We start from the raw sequence: 15947 nt of genomic DNA on the forward strand, positions 1-15947 counted from the left end.
AAGCCCTTATGCCCTCCGCGACCCTGAGCAAACCCCTGGCAACATCCTGGGTCAGCCGATTCAAGGAACAGAGCCTGGAGCGGGGCCGCCGCTACGCTCTGGAGAACCGCGTCAGGATCGTCGAAGTCGGCGATGCCACCATCACCGCCAGTTGCGAAGGCTCTGGCGGTAACGTTTACCGTCAGACCATTCGCCTGCGCGAGTCGGCCAAAGGCACCTTGCTGATGATCGACGCCACGTGCACCTGCCCGGTTCACAGCAACTGCAAACATTGCGCGGCGGTGTTGCTGCAAGTGCAGGAAACCCTCGCTTATCCGGCGGCTGCCAAAGACGCTGAACTGCTGGAAAAACTTCAGGCCGTACTGGAAAACCGTAGCCCCAAAGCACCGCCGCAAGTGTTGGTGGACAACGTGCAACCGGTGCCGCGCCTGTGGCTGGCGAGCATTGAATTCAGCGCCTTCGAACCGCGCAACGGCAAGATGCAGCGCTACATCCAGCATCGGGCGGCGCTGTCCTTCAGCTATCTGGATGAATACGTCAGCGGACAGAAAAACACTGACATCCTGATTCGCCAGGAAACGCAGACGCTGCGGATAAAACGTCACCCGGAAATCGAACAAGCCTACAGGGAGCAGTTGCGAATCCTCGGCTTCAAGATCGCCACCCGACAAAGCAAGGCCTTGCCGGAAAGTGCCGGCGAACTCTACGAGATGGTCAACGACAGCGCCTGGCTGACCTTCACCCTCAACGAGCTGCCGAAGCTGCGCACCCAAGGTTGGGAGTTGCAAATCGACGAGGATTTCGGCTTCGACCTGACCGCCGTGGATGATTGGTACGCCACGGTCGAGCAGGCACCAGAGCGCGACTGGTTCGACCTGGAACTGGGGATCATCGTCAACGGTGAACGACTGAGCCTGCTGCCGATCCTGTTGAACCTGATGCGCTCCCACACCGAGCTCCTCAACCCGGAACGACTCGCCCGACGTCGCGACGACGAACTGATTCTGGTGAACATCCCGCAGCGCCGCAGCACCGACCAAGGCCCGTTGCAGGTCGCCCTGCCCTTCGGCCGCCTGAAACCGGTACTGGCCACCCTCGGCGAGTTTTACCTGCAAGAGCCCGGCGAAACCACGCTGCGCCTGAGCAAGGCCGACGCCACACGACTGAATCCGCTGGAAGGTCTGCCATTGCTTTGGGAAGGTGGCGAGCAGATCCGCACCCTTGCCCAGCGCCTGCGCGACATAAAGGACCACACCACCGCTGCACCCGAAGGCTTGAATGCCACCTTGCGTCCGTATCAGCTGGAAGGCCTGAGCTGGATGCAGTCGTTGCGGCAACTGGAAGTCGGCGGGATTCTCGCGGACGACATGGGTCTGGGCAAAACCCTACAGACCCTGGCGCATATTCTCAGCGAGAAGAACGCGGGGCGCCTCGATCGGCCGTGCATGGTGGTCATGCCCACCAGCCTGATCCCCAACTGGCTCGACGAAGCCGCACACTTCACGCCGCAGCTCAAAGTGCTGGCGCTGTACGGTGCCAGTCGCAAAAAGCATTTCGCGCACCTGGCCGATTACGACCTGATTCTGACCACCTATGCGCTGCTGCCCAAGGACATCGAACGCCTTGCCGCGCAACCGTTGCACGTACTGGTGCTGGATGAAGCGCAGTACATCAAGAACCCCAACAGCAAAGCCGCCCATGCGGCCCGTGAGCTGAATGCTCGCCAGCGCCTGTGCCTGAGCGGCACGCCGCTGGAAAACCATCTGGGCGAATTGTGGTCGCTGTTTCACTTCCTGCTGCCCGGCTGGCTCGGTGACGTGAAAAGCTTCAACCGTGATTACCGCGTGCCGATAGAAAAGCGCGCAAGCGAAGTAAGACTTCAGCACCTCAACGGTCGGATAAAACCGTTCCTGCTGCGCAGGACCAAGGAACAGGTGGCCACCGAGCTGCCGCCCAAAACCGAGATTATCCATTGGGTCGAACTCAACGAAGCCCAGCGCGACGTATACGAAACCATGCGCCTGGCCATGGACAAAAAAGTCCGCGACGAGATCACCCTCAAGGGCGTGGCGCGCAGTCAGATCATCATCCTTGAGGCGCTGCTGAAGCTGCGCCAGGTGTGCTGCGATTTACGTCTGGTCAACGATGCCGCCCTGCCCGCGCGCGGCAGTACCTCCGGCAAGCTCGATAGCCTGATGGAAATGCTTGAAGAGTTGTTCGAAGAAGGTCGGCGGATTCTGCTGTTTTCGCAGTTCACCTCAATGCTGTCCTTGATCGAGGACGAGCTGAAAAAACGTGGCGTGGCGTATGCGATCCTGACCGGACAAACCCGCGACCGACGCACGCCAGTGAAGGAATTCCAGAGCGGCAAGCGTCAGATCTTTCTGATCAGCCTGAAGGCCGGCGGCGTAGGACTGAACCTGACCGAAGCGGACACGGTGATTCACTATGACCCTTGGTGGAACCCGGCGACAGAAAATCAGGCGACTGATCGCGCGTATCGCATTGGTCAGGAGAAGCCGGTATTCGTCTACAAGATGATTGCCAGGGGCACGGTGGAAGAGAAAATTCAGCATCTGCAGAAGGAAAAATCCGATCTTGCCGCAGGCGTGCTGGATGGGCGCAAAACCGGAGACTGGAAATTGCAGAGCGATGATATCGAGGCGTTGTTTGCGCCGTTGCCGGAAAAAATTGATAAGTAGCGTTGATTATTAAATCGCCATCGCGAGCAGGCTCGGTCCCACATTAATTTTGTGCTGCCTCCATTATGGTGGGCAAACACACATCCAATGTGGGAGCGAGCCTGCTCGCGACGGGGTCGACTCGGTATAACGACTGATTAGCCCTTAAGCACCCGCGCCAACGTCGACTTCACCTTACCCATACCGTCATGCAATGCCTGCTCGATCTCGGCCATGGTGATCACCGCTGTCGACTTGCCCGCAGCCGGGTTCACCACCAGCGCCAGACAGGCGTAATCCAGTTCCAGCTCACGCGCCAATGCCGCTTCCGGCATGCCGGTCATGCCGACGATATCGCAACCGTCACGTTCCAGGCGCGCAATTTCAGCGACGGTTTCCAGACGCGGTCCCTGGGTGCAGGCATACACGCCATGGCTGGTGTAGCCAACACCTTCAGCCGCCAACGCCGCGATCAATTGCTGACGCAGGAGTTCGCTATAGGGATAGCTGAAGTCAATGTGCGTGACCTGTTCCAGGTCATCGGCGAAATAGGTGTGTTCGCGACCGCTGGTGTAGTCGATCAATTGGTGCGGAACGCAGAAATGTCCGGTGCCCATCGCGGCATGAATCCCGCCCACGGCGTTGACCGCGAGAATCGCTTCAGCACCCGCCTGCTTCAAGGCCCACAGGTTGGCACGGTAGTTCACCTGATGCGGCGGGAACCGGTGCGGGTGCCCGTGACGCGCGAGAAACAGCACTTCCCTGCCAGCGTATTCACCGATCTGCACTTCGGCTGAAGGCGCGCCGTAGGGAGTGTCCACCGCCAATGACTGACGAATGCTCAGGCCTTCGAGCTGAGTCAGGCCGGTGCCACCGATAATCGCGTAAACCGTCATTACGAAAAATCCTTAATCAATCAATTGAGCTTCTTTGAGCGCGCCGATGGCCGTCAGCCAGCGCGGGTCTTGACGGTATTCGGTGCTGGCGAATGCCTGCCCACGCATCCGCGCTATACGCGCCGAAGGTTTGACCTTCAAACGCTGGGCGGCGCTCAACGCCAACTCGGCAGCCGCGCGATCGTTGCACACCAGGCCCATGTCGCAACCGGCGGTCAATGCCGCTTCAATGCGACTGGCGGCATCGCCGACCACGTGCGCACCCGCCATCGACAGGTCGTCGCTGAAGATCACACCATCGAACTGCAACTCGCCGCGCAGGATGTCCTGCAACCAGCGACGGGAGAAACCCGCAGGCTGGGAATCGACTTTTGGATAAATCACGTGGGCCGGCATGACGGCAGCCAGTTGCTTGCTCAACCGCGCGAACGGCACCAGGTCATTGGCGCGGATTTCCTCGAGGCTGCGCTCGTCGTTGGGAATCGCAACGTGGGAATCGGCCTCGGCCCAGCCATGACCCGGGAAATGCTTACCTGTGGCGGCCATTCCCGCGCTGTTCATGCCACGGATGAATGCACCGGCGAGCAAGGCGGCGCGTTCGGGATCGCCTTCGAACGAACGGGTGCCAACCACTGCGCTGCGCTGGTAATCCAGGTCCAGCACCGGGGCGAAGCTCAGGTCGAGACCGACCGCGAGCACTTCGGTCGCCATGATCCAGCCACACTGCTCGGCCAGGTATTCGGCATTCGGGTTGTCGGCGATGGCGCGCATGGCTGGCAGTCGCACGAAGCCCTGACGCAACCGCTGAACCCGACCGCCCTCTTGATCCACCGCCAGCAGCAGATCGGGACGAATGGCGCGGATCGAAGCGCTCAACTCGCGCACTTGACGCGGATGTTCGATGTTGCGGGCAAAAATGATCAGGCCGCCCACTTCGGGCTGGCTCAACAATTGGCGATCTTCAGCCGTCAGCCAGGTACCGGCGACGTCCACCATCAACGAGCCTTGCAGGCCAGCAGTCATAGAGATTCCTTGATTACGATAAACCCGGCTCGCACGAATTCGCCGCCATGGGCTGTGCCCGGCAGGTCGGCGATATCAATGAGGAGCAGGTTCAGAACGAGAGTCGGCATGGGCGGCTAGCTTAGCGGATGTCAGCTGCCGCGCCCACCCGTGTGCGGTTAAACCTTGGCGGCGGCCGGAGCCGATTTGCTGCGTGGACGCAACTGTGCGGTGGCCATGGCAGTATCGGTGACGCCGGTTTCAGCGCGCATGCCAGCAGCCAGAAATGGCACCATCAGACGCATTACTTGTTCAATGGAGGTGTTGACGCCGAAATCGGTCTCGGCAATCGCACGCAAGGCCTTGATCCCCGACATACTGAACGCCGCGGCACCGAGCATGAAGTGCACACGCCAGAACAACTCGATCGGAGGAATACGCGGCGCAGCCTCGTTGACCAGCATCATGTAGCGGCGGAACACCTTGCCATACATATCTTCCAGGTAACGACGCAAGTGCCCTTGACTCTGACTGAACGCCAGCCCCAGCAAACGCATGAAGATGGACAGATCATTGCCGCTGCGTGGCTGCACCACCAAAGCTTGTTCGACAAGAATCTCCAGCAGCTCTTCAAGGGTCGGCTTGTTCTCGGGCTTGGCCTGACGGCGCTCCAGCTCTTTATCGAGACTGAGGCAGAATGGCCCGAGAAAACGCGAGAAGACCGCCTGAATCAGCGCCTTCTTCGACCCGAAGTGATAATTCACCGCCGCCAGATTGACACCGGCCTTGCTGGTGATCAGACGCAATGAGGTTTCAGCAAAACCTTTTTCCGCGAACAACTGCTCGGCAGCATCGAGAATGCGTTCAACGGTTTCCGACTGGGCCATGGCTACTCCGCCTGACAAACACTTGTTTGAAACATACGTTTCAGCCTTGGCCTTGTCAAGTCTGGCGGTTCGTTTTGGGAATGGTCGGTCAGGTATTTAACCATACAACAGTGTCGCTTCAATCAGCGAGCGAAATGACCGTCCAGCGGCCGACAAAAAAAGGGGCATTGCCAAGACCAGTTCACTGTATATAATCCCAGTCACTGTATAAAAAGACAGAGCGATCAATATGCTAAAGCTGACGCCACGCCAAGCAGAGATTCTGGCCTTCATCAAACGTTGCCTCGAAGACAACGGCTACCCGCCGACCCGCGCGGAAATCGCTCAGGAACTGGGGTTCAAGTCGCCCAATGCGGCGGAAGAACACCTCAAGGCGCTGGCCCGCAAGGGAGCGATCGAGATGACCCCGGGCGCCTCCCGCGGCATTCGCATCCCAGGCTTCGAAGCCAAGGCCGACGAGTCCAGCTTGCCGATCATCGGTCGGGTGGCTGCCGGTGCGCCAATCCTCGCCCAGCAGCACATCGAAGAATCCTGCAACATCAACCCTTCGTTCTTCCATCCTCGCGCCGACTATCTGCTGCGGGTCCATGGCATGAGCATGAAGGACGTCGGCATTTTCGACGGCGACCTGCTCGCCGTCCATACCACCCGTGAAGCCCGTAACGGTCAGATCGTGGTGGCGCGGATCGGCGACGAAGTGACCGTCAAACGCTTCAAGCGCGACGGCAGCAAGGTCTGGTTGATTGCCGAAAACCCTGAATTCGCCCCTATCGAAGTCAACCTGAAAGATCAGGAACTGGTTATCGAAGGCTTGAGTGTCGGCGTGATTCGCCGCTAAAGGAGGCTTTATGCAGTTCCCACATACCTCACAGCAAGCCCAACTGCCGTTGTTTGAGGCGTTCATGGCACAGCCATTGGCGCCGATCCTGAAAGACGTGGTCGAATCGCCCTGGAGCGCCGAGCCCGAAGTCTTCAGTGAGCTATCACTGCGCGGCGCGGCCGGGAACTGCCTGAACCTTCTGGCACCGATTCTCAGGGAACTGAGTCAGGATCAGGATGCGCGCTGGCTGACGCTAATCGCCCCGCCCGCCAGCCTGACACAAGCCTGGTTACGCGACGCCGGTCTGAACCGTGAGCGCATTCTGCTCCTGCAACCGCGCGGCACACAGAGCGCTCAGCAGTTGACCTGCGAAGCCTTGCGACTTGGCCGCAGCCATACGGTCGTCAGCTGGCTTAACCCGCTGAGCACACCATCGCGGCAACAGTTGATCAGCGCCGCCCGTATCGGAGATGCGCAAAGTCTGAATATTCGACTGGGTTAACTGACAAACACTGTGCGCGTTGAACAGCGCGGGGCTTCTCCAGGGATAGAGAAGCCAATTTGTAGAGGTATCCGAAGAATCCGACGGGCGGGATCAATGAAGAACCCGCGGCCCCTCTTCCTTATCAAATTCGCCTTCAACCAGGCGTCCTGCCATCTGAACACCGACGCTCAACATCGCCTTGGCGACTTCCACATGCTGGCCTTGCAGGAAAACCTTGGCATCCTCGGAGAAATCCAAAGTAACCAGAGAACCCTCGTCCTCGGCCCTGCGCAGCTCGATTCGGCCGTCTGGTAACTCGACAATTTCTAGAAAGGACGTTGGCATAAAGGTCTGTTCTCCACGAAAGGCGGGGATTATATAGGCATCAGCCAAGCTTCGCTCGGGATCTTGACCAAATGCCATCATGAAGAGAAATTTCTGACATCACTCTTCCTTGAGCAGACCCTTCCCTAAACACTCAATCCTTCAGCACTCGTTCAACCCTTCGCGAAACCGAATCGCCAGACCTTTAAGGTTCTGACGCCAGCTCTCCAGCTCTTCCCGACTCAGCTCTTCCGGCGCCTCTTCTTCATCCAGATTAACGGCCAGAATAAGCGGCTGCGTCACATCGCCCTTGGGCTTGTGCGGAGCGCGAGGCGGCTGAAACAGTGCAGCATGTGCCGATAGCAGCTTGGCTAGCCAGGTTTCAGGGTTTTGCGCCAGTTCGACCATCTCGGCCATTTCCGGAATAGCGATGGTTTCCAGCACTTCGCGGGTCAGCAGCATCTCCGCCCGCGGCGCATTGGCTTGAGGCAGCCGATAGAAACCGGCAATTTCATGGCACAGCCCCAACAGCGCACCGTACAGGTGAAACAACGCTGATTCGCGCCCGGCCTGAATCAGCGCCAGGGAGTTCATCGCCCGCCCCTCTTCGGCCTTGGCGAGCGCTTCCAGCGACAGGCCGGCGAAATAAATCTTCTGATTGGTACGGGTATAGAGTTCGTGGGCCATGACGGCAGCCTCCACAACGAAATAATTGCTTCACGCAGGTCAGACAGTGTCGTGGATCACCTGAGCTTCCCGCAAGCCCAAAACAAAAGGCCGCATGAAAACCCGAGGGTTGTCATGCGGCCTTTTGTGTAAAGCCTTTTACGCCTTGGCTGATGGACGCTTGTCTTCAACCGTCCACTTGCCGCCGTCGTAATACGCCTTCCAGCCAGTCGGCTTACCGTCGACCTCTGTCTGAACGTACTGCTCTTTGGTCTTGCGACTGTAACGGATCACTGAAGGGAGGCCGTCCGGGTCTTTCTTCGGCGCTTCACAAAGGAAGTGATACTTCGGATCGATCTCATCCTTGTGCGGCACGATCTCCATGACCAATGGAGCGCGTGTCTCGCGGTTTTTCGGGAACTGACTGGCCGCCAGGAACAGGCCGGAAGCACCGTCGCGCAGGATGTAGGTGTCGTTGACCTTTTCGCATTTGAGCTCAGGCATCTTCACCGGGTCCATCTTCGGCGGCGCCGCATCACCGCTTTTCAACAGTTTGCGGGTGTTCTTGCAGGTGGCGTTGGTGCAACCGAAGAACTTGCCGAAACGACCGGTCTTGAGCTGCATCTCGCTGCCGCATTTGTCGCATTCCAGGCTCGGACCTTCGTAGCCCTTGATGCGATAGGTGCCCTCTTCGATTTCGTAGCCAGAGCAATCCGGGTTGTTACCGCAGATATGCAGCTTGCGCTTCTCATCGAGCAGATAAGCGTCCATGGCCGTGCTGCAGATCGGGCAGCGATGCTTGCCACGTAGGACCAGCGACTCGGACTCACCCTCGTCGTCCGCGGCGATTTCATCGCCCGGCACCAGGTTGACGGTGGCTTTGCAGCGCTCTTTCGGCGGCAGGCTGTAGCCCGAGCAACCGAGGAATACGCCTGTCGAAGCTGTACGAATCTGCATCGGACGACCGCACAATACGCACGGAATGTCAGTCATCACCGGCTGATTGGCGCGCATGCCGCCTTCGGCGCTTTCTGCCACTTCGAGTTTCTTCTTGAAGTCGCCGTAGAATTCGTCGAGCACGTTTTTCCAGTCGCGTTCGCCCTGAGCGACGTCATCGAGGTTCTCTTCCATGCCGGCGGTGAAGCCGTAGTCCATGAGATTGGAGAAGCTCTCGGCCAGACGCTCGGTGACGATGTCGCCCATCTTTTCCGAGTAGAAACGACGGTTGTGCAGCGCCACGTAGCCGCGGTCCTGGATGGTCGAAATGATCGCCGCGTAGGTCGAAGGACGACCGATGCCGCGCTTTTCCATTTCTTTAACCAGGCTGGCTTCCGAGTAACGCGCCGGCGGCTTGGTGAAGTGCTGGGTCGGATCAAGCTTGATCAGCTTCATCGCGTCACCCTGGGCCATATCCGGCAGCACATCATCATCGCCAGGCTTGGCAATTTGCGGCATGACGCGGGTGTAACCGTCGAACTTCAGGATGCGGCCCTTGGCACGCAGCTCGAAATCGCCAGCACCGACGGTGACCGTGGTCGACAGGTATTGCGCCGGCAGCATCTGGCAGGCCAGGAACTGGCGCCAGATCAGCTCGTAAAGCCGCTCGGCATCACGCTCCATGCCCGATAGCTTGCTTGGCTCGGTATTGGCGTCGGACGGACGAATCGCTTCGTGAGCCTCTTGTGCGCCTTCCTTGCTGCTGTAGACGTTCGGGTTTTCCGGCAGGTACTTTTTGCCGAACTCACCTTCAATATAGGTACGCGCCATCGCCACGGCATCGACCGAGAGGTTGGTGGAGTCGGTACGCATATACGTGATGTAGCCGGCTTCGTACAAACGCTGGGCCATCATCATGGTTTTCTTCACACCGAAGCCCAGGCGGTTACTCGCGGCCTGTTGCAGGGTGGAAGTGATGAACGGTGCCGACGGCTTGCTGCTGGTCGGTTTGTCTTCGCGCTTGACGATGCTGTAGCTGGAAGCCTTGAGCTTTTCCAGCGCGGCCATGGCCTGGGCTTCGTTGAGCGGCTTGAAGGCTTCACCTTTCTCACGAGCCACGTCGAAACGCACGGTCGCGCCCTTGGCGGTGCCGAGGTCGGCGTGGACTTCCCAGTACTCTTCCGGGTTGAACGCGCGGATTTCACGCTCACGCTCGACCACCAGCTTCACGGCAACCGATTGCACGCGACCGGCAGACAGGCCACGGGCAACCTTGGCCCACAGCAGTGGCGAAACCATGTAACCCACCACGCGGTCGAGGAAGCGACGCGCCTGCTGGGCGTTTACTCGATCGATGTCCAGCTCGCCCGGTTTGGAGAAGGCTTCCTGGATCGCTTTCTTGGTGATTTCGTTGAACACCACGCGCTTATAGCGGCTGTCGTCACCACCGATGGCTTCGCGCAGGTGCCAGGCAATGGCTTCCCCCTCGCGATCCAAGTCGGTTGCGAGATAGATGGTGTCAGCATCTTTGGCGAGCCGGCGCAGCTCTTCGATGACTTTTTCCTTGCCCGGGAGGATCTCGTACTTGGCTTTCCAGCCATGATCGGGATCGACACCCATGCGCGAGACCAGCTGCTTGCGCGCTTTCTCTTTCGGCGTGAGCACCGGACCTTCACCTGCGGCGGCCTTGCCGCGCTTGGCGGCAGGCTCTTTGCTGGCGCTAGCCGAACCGCTGGTGGGCAGGTCTCGGATATGGCCGATACTCGACTTCACCACGTATTGGTTACCCAGATACTTGTTGATGGTCTTGGCCTTAGCCGGGGATTCCACAATGACCAGCGATTTGCCCATGGATCAGAAAATTCCTGAATTCTAGAAGTGAAAGGCGGTTGGCGCCTGACGCGGCACCGCTATATATAGTGGCTACAAGGTGAGGTCAAGCGCAGGGTTCTGCGCGCACTCCCCTTATGGCTGCGGAAAAACGCTCGGTTCGGCTTGCACCAAAGCAAAGCGTGGCACCTGTTCGCCGTCAACCTCGACCGACTCCAGGAACATGCTCAAGGGGCGCACCCAAAAGCCGTAATCGCCATACAGGGCTTGGTAGAAGACCACTTCCTCTTCGGTTTCCGAATGCCGCGCAATCGCGAATACACGGTACTGCGGACCTTTGTAATGTTCATAGAGCCCAGGTTGTATCGGCATGCTTTGGCCCTCACTGAAATTTTTTCAAAATAAAAACAAAATAAATCCGGAAAAACAAAAACCGGGGCACTTGGCCCCGGCTTCCATCAGCGAAACGCTTAAACGCGTTCGAAGACGGTGGAGATGCCTTGGCCAAGACCAATGCACATGGTGGCTATCCCGAAGGTGCCGCCATTCTGCTTCATCACGTTCAGCAAAGTGCCGGAGATACGGGCACCGGAGCAACCGAACGGGTGACCCAGGGCGATCGCGCCGCCGTGCAGGTTAACCTTCTCGTTCATCTTGTCGAGCACTTTCAAATCTTTCAGCACTGGCAGCGCCTGTGCGGCGAAAGCTTCGTTGAGCTCGAAGAAGTCGATATCGTTGATACCAAGACCCGCGCGCTTCAGTGCTTTCTGCGTTGCCGGTACTGGACCATAGCCCATGATCGCCGGGTCCACACCTGCCACTGCCATCGAACGAATCACCGCCATCGGCTGGATACCCAGGTCCTGGGCACGCTGCGCCGACATCACGATCATGCACGAAGCACCGTCGGTGATCTGCGACGAAGTACCGGCTGTCACGGTGCCGCCCTTCGGATTAAACGCTGGTTTAAGAGCCGCCAAGCTTTCCAGGGTGGTTTCCGGACGAATGGTTTCGTCGTAGTCAAACAGTTTCAGGAAACCGTTCTCGTCGTAGCCCTGCATCGGGATGATTTCGTCTTTGAACTTGCCTTCCAGAGTCGCCTTGTGGGCGAGTTGGTGGGAGCGCACGCCAAAGGCGTCCTGTTGTTCGCGAGTAATGCCGTGCATTTTGCCGAGCATTTCCGCGGTCAGGCCCATCATGCCCGAGGCTTTCGCCGCGTACAGAGACATGTGCGGGTTCGGATCGACACCGTGCATCATGCTCACGTGGCCCATATGCTCGACGCCACCAACCACGAACACGTCACCGTTACCGGTCATGATCGCTTGCGCAGCGGTGTGCAGAGCACTCATCGACGAGCCACACAGACGGCTGACGGTCTGGCCGGCCGCGGTGTGCGGGATCTGCGTCATCAGGGACGCCATGCGGGCGATGTTCCAGCCCTGCTCCAGGGTCTGGTTCACACAGCCCCAGATCACGTCTTCGACTTCGCTCGGGTCGACCTTGACGTTGCGTTCCAGCAATTTGCTGATCAGGTGCGCCGACATGTCTTCGGCGCGGGTATTGCGGTGCATGCCGCCCTTGGAGCGGCCCATCGGCGTACGACCGAAGTCGACAATCACGACGTCTCTAGGATTCAAGCTCATATACGTTCACTCTCACTCTAGTGTGGGCGCTTAACCGAAGAAGCTCTGACCGTTTTTGGCCATTTCACGCAGCTTCGCGGTCGGGTGGTACAGCGCGCCCAAATCAGCGTACTGGTCAGCCAGGGCAACGAACGCTGCAACACCGATCGAGTCGATGTAGCGCAGCGCACCGCCACGGAATGGAGGGAAACCAATACCGTAGACCAGGCCCATGTCGGCTTCGGCGGCGGTTTCGACGATGCCGTCTTCCAGGCAGCGCACGGTTTCCAGGCACAGCGGGATCATCATCCAGTTGATGATGTCTTCGTCAGTGACTTCGCGCTGTTCGAACACGATTGGCTTGAGCACTTCCAGTACCGAAGGATCGGCGACTTTCTTCTGCTTGCCGCGCTTGTCGGTCTCGTAGGCGTAGAAGCCCTTGCCATTCTTCTGGCCCAGGCGCTTGGCTTCGTAGAGCACGTCGACGGCCGAACGGCGATCGTCCTTCATGCGATCCGGGAAGCCTTCAGCCATGACGTCGCGACCGTGGTGACCGGTGTCGATGCCGACCACGTCCATCAGGTACGCCGGGCCCATCGGCCAGCCGAATTTTTCCATGACCTTGTCGATGCGGACGAAGTCCACGCCGGCGCTGACCAGTTTGGCGAAACCGCCGAAGTACGGGAACAGCACGCGGTTGACCAGGAAGCCCGGGCAGTCGTTGACGACGATCGGGTTCTTGCCCATTTTCTTGGCGTAGGCAACGGTGGTGGCAACGGCCACTTCGCTGGACTTCTCGCCACGGATCACTTCAACCAGCGGCATCATGTGCACCGGATTGAAGAAGTGCATGCCGACGAAGTTTTCCGGACGCTTGAGGGCTTTGGCCAGCAAGGTGATGGAAATGGTCGAGGTGTTGGACGCGAGGATGGTGTCCTCTTTGACCTTGTCTTCAACTTCGGCCAGTACGGCTTGCTTGACCTTCGGATTTTCGACAACGGCTTCGACGACCAGGTCGACGTGGCCGAAATCACCGTAGGACAGGGTCGGACGAATACCATTGAGCACTTCGGCCATCTTCGCCGGGGTCATGCGACCTTTATCAACGCGGCCCACCAGCAGCTTGGCGGCTTCGGCCAGACCCTGCTCGATGCCGTGCTCGTTGATGTCTTTCATCAGGATCGGCGTACCTTTGGAGGCCGACTGATAAGCAATACCGCCACCCATGATGCCAGCGCCCAATACGGCAGCCTGCTTCACGTCCTTGGCGATTTCGTCGTAGGCCTTGGCCTTTTTCTTCAGTTCCTGATCGTTCAGGAACAGACCGATCAAGCTCTGCGCGGCAGAGGTCTTGGCCAGTTTGACGAAACCGGTGGCTTCGACTTCCAGCGCTTTGTCACGACCGAAGTTCGCGGCTTTCTGGATGGTCTTGATCGCTTCAACCGGTGCCGGGTAGTTCGGGCCCGCTTGACCGGCCACGAAACCTTTGGCGGTTTCGAACGACATCATTTGTTCGATGGCGTTGAGCTTGAGCTTTTCGAGCTTCGGCTGACGCTTGGCCTTGTAGTCAAACTCACCGGAGATGGCGCCCTTGACCAGGTTCAGAGCCGCTTCCTGCAATTTCTCCGGGGCGACCACGGCGTCGACAGCACCGACTTTCAACGCGTCTTCAGCGCGGTTTTCCTTACCGGCGGCAATCCACTCGATGGCGTTGTCGGCACCGATGATGCGCGGCAAACGCACAGTACCGCCGAAGCCTGGGTAGATGCCCAGTTTGACTTCCGGCAGACCGATTTTGGCGGTATTGGCCATGACGCGGAAATCTGCCGCCAGGCACATTTCCAGACCGCCACCCAGGGCGATGCCATTGATCGCGGCGACAGTCGGGACGTTGAGGTCTTCGAAATCGCTGAAAATCTTGTTGGCTTCGAGGTTACCAGCAACAAGCTCTGCATCCGGCAGCTTGAAGTTGTCGACGAATTCGGTGATGTCGGCGCCGACGATGAACACGTCCTTGCCACTGCTGACGATCACACCCTTGATCGAAGCATCTGCCTTGATGGTGTCTACGGCCTGACGCAGTTCGTTCAGGGTAAGACGGTTGAACTTGTTGACGGACTCACCCTTGAGGTCGAATTTCAATTCGACGATGCCACTTTCAAGAGCCTTAACCGTGATGGCTTTACCTTCGTAAATCATCAACTGATCTCCACGATATGGAAGCTGAACAGTACACGTCGGACGCAGGCGATCGGCTCGGCAGGACGTTTATCCGTCAATGCTAACGCCATCTCACCCGGCACACCCGCCAACGCGATAGTCGGGATTCTGTAGGAGCGGTCTGTAATACAAACGCTCAATTCATACGCCCGTTTGATTTGGGTATGTCACCTTCACGGAATTTCCGGCAATTGTCAATCGCCCAAAATACTGGTTGAAACGCGACTTTCCGGTCACTTCCGTACCACGAAGCCTTGAACACGCAGGATGCATGCGAGGCCATTCATAGAATCAATAGTTAGAAAAGTCGCCCTAATTAGCGGCAGCCTGTGTTTAACAAGCTACGCTGGCGGGACCCCGAAGAAAAAATCTGAACGCTTTTGACGAATGTCCAGCGTAAGATCAGCGCACAAAGAATTACCGGCCTGCCTGGCCAACCTCAGCCCGATGATGATGTCGGGCTTTTTATTGCCTGCCTGCCAGGCGACGACGCGCCACTGTGTAGGAGCTTCCGCAGCCTGCGGCAGCGCTACGGGGATCGGGTTTCAGGCCAGCGCTTTCAGCAGCGCATCAATGTCCTGCAAAACATTCGATTCACCCTTCTCGCCCCAATACAGGGCAATCATTTGCTTGTCTGCCTCGACCTTGTAGACGTTGGCAGGCAATTTTTCGAAATGATTCAGCAGCACCCCATCCTCACAGACCTCCTGCCACTGATTGACCCACACGCCCGGCGCCTTTTGCCAATAACTCCAGCACGCCGGTCGCGTGCCACGGCGCGGGCGATGGTACTGGGCGCAAGGGCTCGGCGGTTCCTCGTTCAGCCAGTGCGGCCATTCCTGGGGCGCCAGTTGCATGGCCAGGCCAATGCGCCGCGCCTCCATGCGCAGGGCCATGCGCCCACTCTGGGCACGAGACGGTCGCAACCATGCCAGCGGGCTCAAGACCACCAGCAGGATTGACACCACTATCCAGACCGTCATATCTGTACTCCCGATTCTTGATGAGTGCATTGAGTCACTTTGAAACCAATGCGCTTGAAACCAGCCATACTTACCAATATTGCAATTCTCAGGAGGAGCACCTCATGCCCTACCACCATATTCTGGTCGCTGTAGATCTAACCGAAGAGTGCGATCCTGTAATCCACCGAGCTCGCGAACTCTCGGTGAGCAATGGCGCGAAGTTGTCCCTGGTGCATATCGTCGAACCAATGGCCATGGCCTTTGGCGGCGACGTGCCGATGGACCTTTCCCAGTTGCAACAGCAACAATTCGATCAGGCCAAAGAGCGCCTTGAGCGATTAATCCTTAAGTATCCGGAGCTCTCCAAGGAATACAGTCACTTGACCTACGGCCAGCCGCGTCAGGAGATTCACCACCTCGCCAAGGAGCAAACCTGCGACCTGATCGTGGTGGGCAGTCATGGCCGACACGGCTTGGCACTGCTGCTCGGCTCCACCGCCAATGACGTACTCCACGGCGCGCCTTGCGATGTGCTGGCGGTGCGCCTGATCAAAAGCTGACAACACATACCCTGTGGGAGCGAGCCTGCTCGCGAAGGCGGTGTAACAGTC

Annotated in this window: 14 protein-coding genes; 4 read left to right on the top strand and 10 right to left on the bottom strand. The window is 58.4% G+C overall.

The genetic code is table 11. The features are described 5' to 3' along the window. Positions 1-8: 8 nt before the first annotated feature. Positions 9-2702 carry an SNF2-related protein gene (locus AB4O41_RS07250; protein ID WP_460146902.1) on the top strand — a complete coding sequence of 898 codons (2694 nt, stop codon included), beginning with the start codon at positions 9-11 and terminating at the stop codon, positions 2700-2702. A gap of 137 nt (positions 2703-2839) precedes the next feature. Here AB4O41_RS07250 and AB4O41_RS07255 read toward each other — a convergent pair whose 3' ends face one another. The 3 genes from AB4O41_RS07255 to AB4O41_RS07265 form a co-directional block, all read right to left on the bottom strand. Further along, positions 2840-3577, bottom strand: coding sequence for an S-methyl-5'-thioinosine phosphorylase (locus AB4O41_RS07255; RefSeq protein WP_460146903.1), 738 nt, complete (start codon positions 3575-3577; stop codon positions 2840-2842). Positions 3578-3589: 12 nt separating this feature from the next. Then, positions 3590-4600, bottom strand: a complete 1011-nt coding sequence (nagZ, locus tag AB4O41_RS07260) for a beta-N-acetylhexosaminidase (protein WP_460146905.1) — start codon at positions 4598-4600, stop codon at positions 3590-3592. 158 nt (positions 4601-4758) lie between these two features. Further along, complete coding sequence (locus AB4O41_RS07265; RefSeq protein WP_123434312.1) at positions 4759-5466, bottom strand: TetR/AcrR family transcriptional regulator; 708 nt, start codon at positions 5464-5466, stop codon at positions 4759-4761. A 229-nt stretch (positions 5467-5695) separates the two neighbouring features. Here AB4O41_RS07265 and lexA point away from each other — a divergent pair, with 229 nt between their 5' ends. Then, the gene (gene lexA / locus AB4O41_RS07270) at positions 5696-6304 is read left to right on the top strand and encodes a transcriptional repressor LexA (protein ID WP_007907770.1); all 609 of its coding nucleotides are present in this window, start codon (positions 5696-5698) and stop codon (positions 6302-6304) included. Between the two features lie 10 nt (positions 6305-6314). Continuing rightward, complete coding sequence (sulA, locus tag AB4O41_RS07275; RefSeq protein WP_460146908.1) at positions 6315-6788, top strand: SOS-induced cell division inhibitor SulA; 474 nt, start codon at positions 6315-6317, stop codon at positions 6786-6788. 93 nt (positions 6789-6881) lie between these two features. Here the strand turns inward: sulA and AB4O41_RS07280 are convergent, their stop codons facing one another. The 7 genes from AB4O41_RS07280 to AB4O41_RS07310 all read right to left on the bottom strand — a co-directional run bounded on the left by AB4O41_RS07280 (position 6882) and on the right by AB4O41_RS07310 (position 15354). Further along, positions 6882-7115, bottom strand: a complete 234-nt coding sequence (locus AB4O41_RS07280) for a hypothetical protein (protein WP_007907774.1) — start codon at positions 7113-7115, stop codon at positions 6882-6884. 141 nt (positions 7116-7256) lie between these two features. Next, on the bottom strand, positions 7257-7781 hold the full coding sequence (locus AB4O41_RS07285; protein WP_038979974.1) for a DUF6586 family protein: 525 nt from the start codon (positions 7779-7781) through the stop codon (positions 7257-7259). 138 nt (positions 7782-7919) lie between these two features. Continuing rightward, positions 7920-10547, bottom strand: coding sequence for a type I DNA topoisomerase (gene topA, locus AB4O41_RS07290; protein WP_427625562.1), 2628 nt, complete (start codon positions 10545-10547; stop codon positions 7920-7922). A gap of 114 nt (positions 10548-10661) precedes the next feature. After that, positions 10662-10898, bottom strand: coding sequence for a DUF1653 domain-containing protein (locus tag AB4O41_RS07295; RefSeq protein ID WP_460146910.1), 237 nt, complete (start codon positions 10896-10898; stop codon positions 10662-10664). Positions 10899-10996: 98 nt separating this feature from the next. Next, positions 10997-12172, bottom strand: coding sequence for an acetyl-CoA C-acyltransferase FadA (gene fadA, locus AB4O41_RS07300; protein WP_460146912.1), 1176 nt, complete (start codon positions 12170-12172; stop codon positions 10997-10999). A gap of 30 nt (positions 12173-12202) precedes the next feature. Beyond that, the gene (fadB, locus tag AB4O41_RS07305; protein ID WP_460146914.1) at positions 12203-14350 is read right to left on the bottom strand and encodes a fatty acid oxidation complex subunit alpha FadB; all 2148 of its coding nucleotides are present in this window, start codon (positions 14348-14350) and stop codon (positions 12203-12205) included. A 566-nt stretch (positions 14351-14916) separates the two neighbouring features. Next, on the bottom strand, positions 14917-15354 hold the full coding sequence (locus AB4O41_RS07310; RefSeq protein ID WP_460146915.1) for a hypothetical protein: 438 nt from the start codon (positions 15352-15354) through the stop codon (positions 14917-14919). Between the two features lie 104 nt (positions 15355-15458). Here AB4O41_RS07310 and AB4O41_RS07315 point away from each other — a divergent pair, with 104 nt between their 5' ends. After that, on the top strand, positions 15459-15896 hold the full coding sequence (locus AB4O41_RS07315) for a universal stress protein (RefSeq protein WP_123359995.1): 438 nt from the start codon (positions 15459-15461) through the stop codon (positions 15894-15896). Positions 15897-15947: the final 51 nt, after the last annotated feature.

It is taken from the genome of Pseudomonas sp. S2_A02, assembly GCF_054668495.1.

What these genes read in the sequence shown, in the direction of transcription:
- lexA (WP_007907770.1), top strand. Translation starts at nt 5,696, where the DNA reads ATGCTAAAGCTGACGCCACGCCAAGCAGAGATTCTGGCCTTCATCAAA.
- fadB (WP_460146914.1), bottom strand. Translation starts at nt 14,350, where the DNA reads ATGATTTACGAAGGTAAAGCCATCACGGTTAAGGCTCTTGAAAGTGGC.
- AB4O41_RS07250 (WP_460146902.1), top strand. Translation starts at nt 9, where the DNA reads ATGCCCTCCGCGACCCTGAGCAAACCCCTGGCAACATCCTGGGTCAGC.
- topA (WP_427625562.1), bottom strand. Translation starts at nt 10,547, where the DNA reads ATGGGCAAATCGCTGGTCATTGTGGAATCCCCGGCTAAGGCCAAGACC.
- AB4O41_RS07265 (WP_123434312.1), bottom strand. Translation starts at nt 5,466, where the DNA reads ATGGCCCAGTCGGAAACCGTTGAACGCATTCTCGATGCTGCCGAGCAG.
- sulA (WP_460146908.1), top strand. Translation starts at nt 6,315, where the DNA reads ATGCAGTTCCCACATACCTCACAGCAAGCCCAACTGCCGTTGTTTGAG.
- AB4O41_RS07285 (WP_038979974.1), bottom strand. Translation starts at nt 7,781, where the DNA reads ATGGCCCACGAACTCTATACCCGTACCAATCAGAAGATTTATTTCGCC.
- AB4O41_RS07315 (WP_123359995.1), top strand. Translation starts at nt 15,459, where the DNA reads ATGCCCTACCACCATATTCTGGTCGCTGTAGATCTAACCGAAGAGTGC.
- nagZ (WP_460146905.1), bottom strand. Translation starts at nt 4,600, where the DNA reads ATGACTGCTGGCCTGCAAGGCTCGTTGATGGTGGACGTCGCCGGTACC.
- AB4O41_RS07310 (WP_460146915.1), bottom strand. Translation starts at nt 15,354, where the DNA reads ATGACGGTCTGGATAGTGGTGTCAATCCTGCTGGTGGTCTTGAGCCCG.
- fadA (WP_460146912.1), bottom strand. Translation starts at nt 12,172, where the DNA reads ATGAGCTTGAATCCTAGAGACGTCGTGATTGTCGACTTCGGTCGTACG.
- AB4O41_RS07280 (WP_007907774.1), bottom strand. Translation starts at nt 7,115, where the DNA reads ATGCCAACGTCCTTTCTAGAAATTGTCGAGTTACCAGACGGCCGAATC.
- AB4O41_RS07255 (WP_460146903.1), bottom strand. Translation starts at nt 3,577, where the DNA reads ATGACGGTTTACGCGATTATCGGTGGCACCGGCCTGACTCAGCTCGAA.
- AB4O41_RS07295 (WP_460146910.1), bottom strand. Translation starts at nt 10,898, where the DNA reads ATGCCGATACAACCTGGGCTCTATGAACATTACAAAGGTCCGCAGTAC.